The sequence below is a fragment of the Rhodospirillales bacterium genome (assembly GCA_028824295.1).
In the GTDB taxonomy this organism is placed as follows: domain Bacteria; phylum Pseudomonadota; class Alphaproteobacteria; order TMED109; family TMED109; genus VXPW01.
The window spans coordinates 1-9876 of the sequence record JAPPED010000035.1; the positions used below are offsets into that span (position 1 = coordinate 1).

General features: G+C 66.2%; 13 protein-coding genes and 1 pseudogene. 3 read left to right on the forward strand and 11 right to left on the reverse strand.

All coding sequences use genetic code 11. The features are described 5' to 3' along the window. Nucleotides 1-7: 7 nt before the first annotated feature. The 7 genes and pseudogenes from OXH60_13990 to thrS form a co-directional block, all read right to left on the reverse strand. Nucleotides 8-214: a hypothetical protein gene (locus tag OXH60_13990; GenBank protein ID MDE0713230.1), complete on the reverse strand. Its 207-nt coding sequence runs from the start codon at nt 212-214 to the stop codon at nt 8-10. A 334-nt stretch (nt 215-548) separates the two neighbouring features. Continuing rightward, nucleotides 549-959 (reverse strand): type II toxin-antitoxin system VapC family toxin, encoded by a 411-nt coding sequence (locus OXH60_13995; GenBank protein MDE0713231.1) that lies wholly within the window; start codon nt 957-959, stop codon nt 549-551. Next, a complete protein-coding gene (locus tag OXH60_14000; protein ID MDE0713232.1) occupies nt 956-1204 on the reverse strand; it encodes an AbrB/MazE/SpoVT family DNA-binding domain-containing protein in 249 nt (82 codons plus the stop codon). The genes OXH60_13995 and OXH60_14000 overlap by 4 nt, the downstream gene beginning before the upstream one ends. 196 nt (nt 1205-1400) lie before the next feature. Next, a pseudogene (locus OXH60_14005) lies at nt 1401-1793 on the reverse strand (His/Gly/Thr/Pro-type tRNA ligase C-terminal domain-containing protein). Nucleotides 1794-1984: 191 nt separating this feature from the next. Beyond that, nucleotides 1985-2197 carry a pilus assembly protein HicB gene (locus OXH60_14010; protein ID MDE0713233.1) on the reverse strand — a complete coding sequence of 71 codons (213 nt, stop codon included), beginning with the start codon at nt 2195-2197 and terminating at the stop codon, nt 1985-1987. After that, the gene (locus OXH60_14015) at nt 2194-2616 is read right to left on the reverse strand and encodes a putative toxin-antitoxin system toxin component, PIN family (protein MDE0713234.1); all 423 of its coding nucleotides are present in this window, start codon (nt 2614-2616) and stop codon (nt 2194-2196) included. The genes OXH60_14010 and OXH60_14015 overlap by 4 nt, the downstream gene beginning before the upstream one ends. Nucleotides 2617-2935: 319 nt before the next feature. After that, on the reverse strand, nt 2936-4909 hold the full coding sequence (thrS, locus tag OXH60_14020) for a threonine--tRNA ligase (GenBank protein MDE0713235.1): 1974 nt from the start codon (nt 4907-4909) through the stop codon (nt 2936-2938). A 521-nt stretch (nt 4910-5430) separates the two neighbouring features. Here thrS and OXH60_14025 point away from each other — a divergent pair. Together OXH60_14025 and OXH60_14030 are read left to right on the forward strand one after the other, a co-directional pair. Next, the gene (locus OXH60_14025) at nt 5431-5709 is read left to right on the forward strand and encodes a DUF1778 domain-containing protein (protein ID MDE0713236.1); all 279 of its coding nucleotides are present in this window, start codon (nt 5431-5433) and stop codon (nt 5707-5709) included. 10 nt (nt 5710-5719) lie between these two features. Continuing rightward, complete coding sequence (locus OXH60_14030; GenBank protein MDE0713237.1) at nt 5720-6217, forward strand: GNAT family N-acetyltransferase; 498 nt, start codon at nt 5720-5722, stop codon at nt 6215-6217. A gap of 42 nt (nt 6218-6259) precedes the next feature. On the opposite strand, the gene OXH60_14035 is transcribed toward OXH60_14030, so the two are convergent. Together OXH60_14035 and OXH60_14040 are read right to left on the reverse strand one after the other, a co-directional pair. After that, the gene (locus OXH60_14035; protein ID MDE0713238.1) at nt 6260-6637 is read right to left on the reverse strand and encodes a type II toxin-antitoxin system VapC family toxin; all 378 of its coding nucleotides are present in this window, start codon (nt 6635-6637) and stop codon (nt 6260-6262) included. After that, nucleotides 6634-6915 carry a type II toxin-antitoxin system prevent-host-death family antitoxin gene (locus OXH60_14040; protein ID MDE0713239.1) on the reverse strand — a complete coding sequence of 94 codons (282 nt, stop codon included), beginning with the start codon at nt 6913-6915 and terminating at the stop codon, nt 6634-6636. The genes OXH60_14035 and OXH60_14040 overlap by 4 nt, the downstream gene beginning before the upstream one ends. 347 nt (nt 6916-7262) lie before the next feature. Between OXH60_14040 and OXH60_14045 the strand changes: the two genes are divergently transcribed. After that, a complete protein-coding gene (locus OXH60_14045; GenBank protein MDE0713240.1) occupies nt 7263-8219 on the forward strand; it encodes a hypothetical protein in 957 nt (318 codons plus the stop codon). 179 nt (nt 8220-8398) lie between these two features. Here OXH60_14045 and OXH60_14050 read toward each other — a convergent pair whose 3' ends face one another. Next, nucleotides 8399-8863 (reverse strand): type II toxin-antitoxin system YhaV family toxin, encoded by a 465-nt coding sequence (locus OXH60_14050; GenBank protein MDE0713241.1) that lies wholly within the window; start codon nt 8861-8863, stop codon nt 8399-8401. After that, nucleotides 8863-9183, reverse strand: a complete 321-nt coding sequence (locus OXH60_14055; protein MDE0713242.1) for a type II toxin-antitoxin system PrlF family antitoxin — start codon at nt 9181-9183, stop codon at nt 8863-8865. Before OXH60_14055 ends, OXH60_14050 begins: the two co-directional genes overlap by 1 nt. Between the last annotated feature and the right edge of the window lie 693 nt (nt 9184-9876).

Sequence of the window (9876 nt, forward strand, 5' to 3'; positions counted from 1 at the left end):
TGACAACTTACGCTGCCAGCCGTCGATCCGTTTCACGGGTCACAGGAGTCGGCAAGCCCGAATGACCCTCGCCGTGCAGTTGCGCCAGCCCCCGACGCCGGATATTGCGGGCCGCGTTCAGGTCCGCGTGATCCGCGTGGCCGCACGCGGCGCAGATCCGGCTGGTATCGGCCGGGTCCACCGCGACCAGCTGCGGCGCCTTGTACGCGAGCATCGTGCGGAGACCGCTCCAGCCCGTCGCCAGGATCTAGCGGCTGAGTCCGGCCTTCTGCCGGACGTTCCGCCCGGGCGTAGCCGTCGGCGTCGCCGGTGTCATAGCGGAACGGCGTGGGTCATGTAGTCGACCAACACATCGAAGCGTGCCGCGTCGGGCACCAGGCTCGTCAACACTTCCAGCAGCCCGGTCGGATCGTGGGACATGGGATTGGTCTCGCCGAACAGCACGAACTGCGCCTCGTACGGCTTCTCGACCTCTCGCTGTACAGAAAGCGCTGTAGCGTGACAGCGCAGTGATTGCTCACAAGTTGTCGAGCATCGCGGGCGGCACGTCAGGCCGTCAGTTCCGAAGGATCTGCCGCGTTCGTCCCGCGACGCTGGAGCCGAGCGATCGCGCTCCGATCGAAGCTCGCGAACACGGTCCCGCCAAGGCGTTCGCCCTGCGCGGCGATGGTTCCGTCGGCAAAATCTCCGCCGGCACGCAAAGCAGCCAATCCCGCGTCAACCGCGGGCGAGTCGGTAACGACGGCGTCGATGGCGGCGATTGCCTCGATGGCGCCGGCAATTTCGCCGGTGCCATAGCCGTACCCGCGCTGCAGTACCCATGCGAACTCACAGAAGACCGGGACGGGAAGGGCGATGACCGTCGCCTGCAGGAGCAGTGCCTGAGCCATCGTACCCTGGACGGCGTCATCCTTAACGACTGCGCGCAGGAGCACGTTCGTGTCCGCAGTAATCTTCATTCCTTACCCGCCCATCCCGAGGCGGCAATCTCGTTCATCTCCTCGACGGAGAGTGACGCCCGCGGTTTCGCGAGCATGCCGAAGACGGCCGCGACCGACGTGCCGCGCTTCGACCTGACCTGCATGCGCCTGTCCGCCAGCAGGTCGAGCTCAAGCTTGTCGCCGGGCCGCACCCCCAAGTGTGCGAGCACATCCTTGCGCAGCGTGATCTGTCCCTTCGAAGTGACCGTGAGGACGATGGCCATGAATCTGACTCCGCCAGAAGCTACAGACGGAACGTAAGGCATATTTACCTTTCATTCAATTGCCGCTCCGCCCTAGCTCGCAGCACTTGCGGGCTGAGACCATTTTCTCGGACAAGGCCCGGTTGTGCAGGCAGAGGCAAATTCCGGGTACGGCCCTCGCGAGGTTCGCCGCTTATTACATGGGACGGTCTGATCGTCAGTCGGTCGTGCCCGTCGTGTCCGGCGGTTGCGCTTCGGCGGCAAGCGCGGTGACGCATTCCGCCAGCGTCAGCACAGGCTGCTCAGCGTTGCCCAGTCGGCGGACGGCGACTTGGCGGTGTTCGGCCTCGCGGCGGCCGACCGCGAGCAAGACCGGCACCTTGGCGAGGGAGTGCTCCCGGACCTTGTAGCCGATCTTCTCGTTCCGGAGGTCGAGTTCCGCCCGGAGACCGGCCGCCTCGAGCGTGGCGTGCACCTCCCGGGCGTAGCCGTCGGTGTCGCTGGTGATCGTGGCGACCACGACCTGGCGGGGCGCCAGCCACAGCGGCAGGTTGCCGGCGTAGTGCTCGATCAGGATGCCGATGAAGCGCTCGAAGGAACCCAGGATCGAGCCGGTTCCTTTGGATCGCGGTCCCCCGAACCGAGGGCTTTCGCAGTGCAGGTGTGCCGTCAGCTGACAGTTGCCGGCGATGAAGGAGCGGATCCCCGGCGAGGCGGAAAAGCACGGAGGGACGAGAATCATTTTGATCGACGCCCCAATGCCGTGCGGCGCAACTGGGCGCGGCGAAGTGTAACCAAGCGTTATTCTGGGCGGGCCTCCAGCCATTGCGCGGCGCGTTCCGGGTCACCGCCTTGTCCACGCTGCTCAAGGAACGCGGCCGCGTTCTTGGCGCCCACTTTCTCAGCCAGGGCGCACGCGATGAACTGGTTGAGCGAGACACCCTCCTGTCTCGCCCAGTCTTCTGCCGCCGCCTTAAGCGATCTCGGCAGGTTCAACGAGACGCGTGCCTTCATGATGAAAGTCTCCTTAGTGCCTGAGCAGGTGTCCAGAGTGCGCATCCGAATCGCCCGGGCGCTTCTCCGAAGTCCTTGACATTGTGGGTCACGATGGTTGCTGCTCCGGCATTGACCGCCGTTTCCAGCACCATTTCGTCAGCAGGGTCGTGCAACTGCGGTCGCCAAAGAAAGTGCATTTCGACCGGTGTGACTGTTCTGGCAACGTCGGTCAGAAAGGCTTCGATTTCGTGCCTACTGATGCGGGCGTCCAACAGGAAGTCAGCACGCCCCAACACGTCTTCATACTCGTAGAACAGTGGTACCGAGCAGCACCATTGGAACCGTCCGCGAAAGGCCGCGACCAAGAGCGGATTGCTCGATCCTGAACGGCTGCGTACGCCCGCCACGACTACGTTGGTGTCCAGGACATATCGCATGCGTTATATTTAGCGTAACGCTTGATGCTGCGCAATCATCGACACTCTAGCGTGATCGCTGCTGATCTTGATGGATGCGTCTCTTGCCCGCCGTGCCCCAATTGGCATTCGCGAACCTCTCAGCCGTTCAGGTGAACGGCGCTTCCGCAGGCGATTCCGGAGGGAGCGAATGGGCCTCGCCGCACCGGGGCGTCAGTTGCCGGATACCAGACGGAGGCCTCCGGTCCGGTCCGGTCTAGGGTCTCTTGAAACCGCGGCGACGGCCCCGCCGCATACCCGCACGTAACCGGTTGCCAAGAGCGTTGGAGAGGCCTGCGAATCAGCCTGTCGCGGCAGCCGCAGGCTCCTCCACGCCCGGCGGTTGGGATTCGTCCTGAAGGGCCGAGACACACTCGACCAGCCCCATGACCGGTCGCGCGGCGTCGCCCAGCCGGCGCACCGCCACCTGCCGGCCTTCGGCTTCGCGGCGACCGACCACGAGCAGGACCGGCACCTTGGCGACGGAGTGCTCCCGAACCTTGTAGCCGATCTTCTCGTTCCGGAGGTCGAGTTCGGCGCGGAGGCCGGCCGCCTTGAGCGCGGCGTGCACCTCCCGGGCGTAGCTGTCGGCGTCGCTGGTGATCGTGGTGACCACGACCTGGCGGGGCGCCAGCCACAGGGGCAGGTTGCCGGCATAGTGCTCGATCAGGATGCCGATGAAGCGCTCGAAGGACCCCAGGATGGCGCGGTGCAGCATCACTGGCCGCTGGCGCTCGCCGTCGGTGGCGGTGTAGAGCGCATCAAGCCGTTCCGGCAGCACGAAGTCCACCTGCAGGGTGCCGCACTGCCAGCTCCGCCCGATGGCGTCGGCCAGCACGAACTCGAGCTTGGGGCCGTAGAAGGCACCCTCGCCCGGATTGTGCTCGACCGCGAGCCCGGTCTCCTCGACGGCGCTCAGCAGCGCCGCCTCGGCCCGGTCCCAGACCGCATCGTCACCGGCGCGCACCTCGGGGCGGTCGGCGAACTTCACCAGCACGTCCTCGAAGCCGAAGTCGCTGTAGATTGACCGGAGGAGGCGGATGAAGCCGCCGGTCTCGGCGGTGATCTGGTCCTCCGTGCAGAAGATGTGCGCGTCGTCCTGGGTGAAGGCGCGGAGACGCATGAGGCCGTGCAGGGCGCCCGAGGGTTCGTAGCGGTGGCAGCAGCCGAACTCCGCCATCCGGAGCGGGAGGTCGCGGTAGCTCTTGAGCCCCTGCTTGTAGATCTGCACGTGCCCCGGGCAGTTCATGGGCTTGAGGGCGAGCGTGGTGCCGCCCGCGTCCTCGGTCTCCGCGACGAACATGTGTTCGCGGAACTTCTCCCAGTGCCCGGAACGTTCCCAGAGCGTGCGGTCGACGAGTTCGGGGGTCTGGACCTCCTGGTAGCCCTCCGCCTCCAGGCGGCGGCGCATATAGGTGCGGACGGTGCGGTACAGCGTGGTGCCGCCTGCGTGCCAGAAGACCGCGCCTGCCGCCTCTTCCTGGAAATGGAAGAGCGACATTTCGCGGCCGAGACGCCGGTGGTCGCGCCGGGCTGCCTCCTCGAGGCGGTGGAGGTGGGCGTCGAGTTCCTTCTGGTTGCGCCAGGCGGTGCCGTAGACGCGCTGGAGCATCGCGTTGCGTGAATCGCCCCGCCAGTAGGCGCCGGCGAGCCGCGTGAGCTTGAAGGCGGTGCCGAGCTTCCCGGTGGACGGCAGGTGCGGCCCGCGGCAGAGGTCGACGAACTCGCCCTGGCGGTAGATCGTGATCTCCTCGTTGTCGGGAAGGTCGCGGATGATCTCCGCCTTGTAGTGCTCGCCGATCGAATCGAAGTACCGGACCGCGTCGTCGCGCTCCCAGACCTCGCGGGTAATGGGCTCGTCGCGGGCGACGATCTCGCGCATGCGCGCTTCCATCGCCTCAAGATCGGCCGGCGTGAAGGGTTCGTCGCGGGCGAAGTCGTAGTAGAAGCCGTCCTCGATGGCCGGGCCGATGGTGACCTGGACGTCCGGGTAGAGCTCCTTCGCGGCCTCGGCGAGGGCATGGGCGGCGTCGTGACGGATGAGTTCCAGGACCTCGGGGGTGGCGTCCTTGCCGGTCACGATCTCGATGGCGCCGTCCGCGGTGATGGGACGCGTGAGGTCGCGGAGGCCGCCGTCGAGGCGGACCGCGAGTGCGGCCTTTGCGAGGCCGGGCGAGATCGCGGCGGCGACGTCGTGGCCGGTGACGGGGCACGGGTAGGTGCGCTCGGCGCCGTCGGGGAACGCGAGCGTGACGGATTCGGGCTGGGCGGGCACGGGCCGGGTCCAACGGTTGCGGGATGCCGGAAGATGATCTGCGCGGGACGCGGGGTCAACCGGTCGCCTTGGCCGCGCCCGTGCACTGAATTCCCGGACGGGAAGGACCAGGTGCGCCGTTCGCGTCGTTTGGGCTGACGCCGCTGCGTCGTGCGCTCTGGCGCGCAGACCTGACGGGTGGCTGACGTCCGCCAGCGCTTCCCGCGCAACGAACCATTGACGGCGCTTGCGCAGGTTGGCCCGTTCCCGGTCTTCCGGGACAGCGGGTCGGCCGTCCCGCGGGAGCTGGCGCTGACCCCGGTGCAACCTAGGCTGCGTCTAACATAGGCGCGATCACGGGGGGCCTGCCGCGCCTGCTGGATGCGCTGCGTGATCGCGCGCGGGCCCAGGCAGGACTGGCCGGGGAGCCGACGGTGGCGGCTGACAAGTCAGTCGGTAAGGGCGACAGCAGACGCGCGTTGACGGCAGACGTGGGCTGCAGTACACACAATGTCATCACAGCTGAACTTGGGATTGGGGCCATGCCCGACCGGGCCTTGCAGACGCAAACCATCAATCTTCGCGCATCGGTGGATCAGAAGGCGCTGATTGATCGGGCGGCGAAACGTCTCGGGAAGTCGCGCACGGAATTCGTCCTCGACACGATGCGCGAGGCCTCTGAGAATGTGCTGCTTGACCAGCGCCTGTTCAGTGTCGAGGCATCGGCCTTCGATGCTTTCAACGCGGCGCTCGATGCCCCGCCCGAGCCGAACGACGGTCTGCGGCGCACGCTGAGGACACCGGCTCCCTGGGACAAGTGACCGCCGGGGCATGGAGTTGAAACGCCCCGAACCGATTACCGCCGATCATGTTTTTGGAGAGTTTGACTGTGGTCGGCCCGCACTTGACGGCTGGCTGGTGTCCCGTGCGCTCAGGAATGAGCAGGAAGGTGGTTCGCGCACCTATGTCGTGAGCGACGACGGCATGGTGATCGGCTACTACTGCCTCGCCGCAGGATCCGTGATGCACCGTGCCGTGCCGGGAAGGATCCGGCGAAACATGCCCGAGCCGATTCCGGTCGTATTGCTCGGCCGCCTTGCGGTCACCCGATCACATCAGGGCAGGGGAATCGCCCGAGCACTGGTCCGGGACGCTGTCCTGCGCACGCTCCAGGCTGCCGAGATCGCCGGGATCAGGGCGCTGCTCGTACACGCGCTGGACGAAGACGCCGCGGCGTTCTACCGGCATCTCGGGTTCGTCGAATCGCCGATCGATCCCCTCGTGCTGATGTTGCCCCTGACGACGGCGCGCAGGGCCCTCGAATGTTGACAGCGGGCGCTGGGCAAGTCTGAAACGGTGGCTCGCGGGAGCTTACCAACGCCGGTCGATCGACGTGGCGTCAAACACCTGGTCGACCGATACAAAAATGCAACGTTCCAGGAAAGCCTGGGCTGCCAGCAATCGATCCCACGGATCGCGGTGCGCCCATCGAAGGTGGGCGGCGTACTCGGCATGGTCGTAGGTGATAGCCAGTTCCTCGACCGCGTTGCGCCGGAGCGCGGCGCGAAGTTCCTGCGGAGGCAGATCCACGCGCTTTCGCCGGGCCTTGTATTCGATTTCGTAGATCGAAGCCGCGCTGACCAAGACCGCGTTGGCGCTATTGAGGATCAGCTCCCTGGCAGGTGCCGATAGCCTAGGGTTCCCGGTCATCCACCAATAGACGGCGTGACTGTCAAGCAGCAGTCTCACGGCGTGGTTGGACGTCCGCGCCAGATTCCGAGGTCGTCATTGTGGTCACCGGCATCGAGCGCAGCCTGCTCCGGATCGTCACCATCGAAGAGGTCGTCAGGCAACCGCAAATGTTCCAGCGGCGCAGGTTCCCGCTCGCTGGCCTCAACCGGCGGCAGCAGCCGGGCGTGGGGTTCGTGCCCCTTGGTGATCACGATCTCCTCTCCGGCCCTGGCTCGCGCCAGAAGCTCAGAAAAGTGGGCGCGGGCTTCGGCGATCTTGTATGTGGCGGGCGGCATGGCAGGATTCGAACTCCTTGCAAGCAGTCGACAACCCAGTCTCCTGCGGTCTCTAACCAAGAATGTACAAGAAGGTTGGTCAAGTGCAAGCGAGAGTGCTGCCGTTGGGGGGCAGGCCGTCGCTCCGGAAGTGGCCCACGTTGCGCGGCGGGGACCGGCGAACGTGCCCGGACATGCCCGCGCTGCATGTACCCGATGTGAGGACTCGTAGACTTGGTGTGCCAGCCTCCGGGATGCCGGTCAGTTGATGCGGTCCCGGTATCGGGACGGTTTCCCGACGGCTTCGGGGTTTCGCTTCGCCGATCCGTGACCGCCTCCGTTCGCGCAACCAGCAGGGAGAATCCGGAATGAGGACTTGCCTGACGGCTGGCGTGCTGGTTGCTCTCGTCAGCCTTGCCGGCTGCGGCGGCAGCAATGCGATCGATCTGCCTCCGGCGGGCAGCGGGAATGGCGGGCCGCCTGACACGATCGCGTGGGGGCCGAGGCTGGCCGAGTCGGGCCTGTCCGCACTGGCCGGCGCGGACGACGAGTTCGGCGGTACGGTCGCCGACGCCCTGGCGCGGGCGGCGCGGGCCGCGCCGAACGGTGGATCGCAATCCTCCCTCGTCGACGAGGGCGGCCGCACGGCCGACGAGGTGTCGGTGCGTGTGGTCCGTGACGTCGACCTGGGTGGCCTCGCGCACGAAATCACCGACGGCGCGCGCTTCATCGTGCAAGTGCCGTTCCCGGCGCCGCGCCAGGGATTCGAGCTCGCCGCCTTCACCAGCCTGATCCCCGGCATCGAGCCGGATCTATCGAGCTACCCGCACGAGGTGCTGGGCGTGTGGGCCTGGGAAGGGGAGGGGGAGGCCGGCGCGTTCTGGAGCCGGAGCCCGCCGGTTCCGCCGGTCGACTTCAGCCCGGCGTTCCCGACGGGCAGTGCGGTCTATGAGGGCAACGCGGCCGGCGTGCTCGCGGCAGCCGGCACGGCGACGAAGTTCGTGGCCGATGTCCGCCTGGAGGCCGACTTCGACGACGGCACGGTCGGGGGTGCAGTGAGCGGCTTCCGCAGCCTGGCGGGAGCCCCGCTGGACGACCTGTCGGTCACGCTCGGCGAGACCGGGTTTGCCGACGACGGCGGCCCGTTCGCGGGCGACACCACGGCCGGCGGCACGGTGGGCAGCGGCAAGTGGGGCGGGCGCTGGTCGGATGGCGCAGGACGGGCCATGGGCGGGACGTTCGGTTTCGCGGCGGATGACTCCAGCTTGGCGGTCCTGGGCGCGTTCACCGCCTGTGCGTGCGCATCGGAAGCGCCCGGGGAATAGCGGTCGACCGCGCGAGCGGCGATGGATGCGGACGGAAACGCCGGATCGGGTCCGCGATCGGCTGGTCCTGTCTTGATGGTGTGAATGTCTTCTGCTTCTTCACCTGACGTACCTGTCTGACCTGCATTGAGGGAAATCGGCCTCACGATCGTCCGCCCACCGTAGCGAGAGGATTTCGATCAGTGTTGTTTCTCTGTCTGCCAGTCCTGCTTCGAAGCCATCATCAGTGAGGCCCAGTCGCCGGGCGGATGACCCCGGGCGAGCATCTTGGCGAAGACCGTGTACGGATCGGTCCGGCTCCCCGTGGCACGGAGCGTGGATTGGTCATTGACCCAGGCGTAGACGATCACCTTCGCCTTAGCGTCAAAGCGGAAGAACAATCGGAACCGCCTCCCGATCTTGGCCCGTCGCCAACGGCGGTGGCGCGGGCCGAGAGTGTTGCCTTGGCGGTATTCGGCCCGGGACGGATCCTGCGGGATGACCTCCAGCATGAGCCGGCTCAAGGCGTGGAACAACTTGACGTTCGCGTTGGAGCCCGACCGAATGGTATCGCGCCGTTGTGCGCGATCGACTGCGCGGTGGAGGTTGCGTAGCTGGTCGATCAGGCAACCGTGGAACAGCAGCGTCCATCCGTGGCGTTGCATTAGAGGTCGACGTCGCCTTCGATTTCCTCGGCCTGTCCTGAATCACGCTCCGCATGTTCAAGCATGTCCTGTGCCAGATCAGCCGGAATTGCCTGAACGGACCGACCGGCCCGGATGTCGTCGGCGAGTAGATCCAGGAACGCACCGATGGCCGGATCTTCATCTTCAGCGTCGGCGCGGCTGACGACTACTTGCCCATTCTCGTGGAGCTCAAACGCCACCTTTTCACCGACATCGATTCTCAGCACCTGACGGATCGACTTGGGCAGGGTGATCTGGCCTTTTGCCGTTACCGTGGCGGCTTCGTAGATGATCGACATGATCGGCACTCCTTGCATGAGGTAACACTGTAAGGATTATTCCTTACAGTGTCGAATTCGTACCGGAGCTGTGATCTCCATGCAGGCCGACGCGCCTGTCACCTCGAACGAATCAATGGAGCCACGAAGCCGTCCTTCGCTGCGAGCACCCAGCAATGGTTCGCCACGGCTAGCTCACGGAACGTCGCCGGCAGCAGCAAATGGGGCGTGCGCCGGTCGGGCGTTGCAGGACGGGCCACGGACGGGACGTTCGGTTTCGCGGCGGATGACTCCAGCCTGGCGGTTCTGGGCGCGTTCACCGCCTGTGCGTGCGCATCGGAAGCGGCCGGGGAACAGCGGTCGACCGTGCGAGTGGCGATGGACGCGGTCCGAGAGGCTGGACCGGGTCTGCGTGTTTGGTCACCCCGGCGCTGCTCGGCACGTCAGGGTCCGGGCGCGACCCAGCTTTCGGCAGGCCTGACGTTGTCGGCGGGCGGTACAGCAGCTGCATGACGTGAACCCCGGGGGGCTTATATCGATTACTTGAAAGGTTGGGTTTGTTCCAAGTTGTTGCATTGATGATCCTGTGTTACAAGAACATGCATGAAACAACTGCCTTGGCCCGCCCCGACCGACCCGAGCGCCGCCGACCCGGCGCCCGACGATGTGGAGCACCGCCAGATTGTCTACCGGGTGCTGTTCGACCAGCCGGCG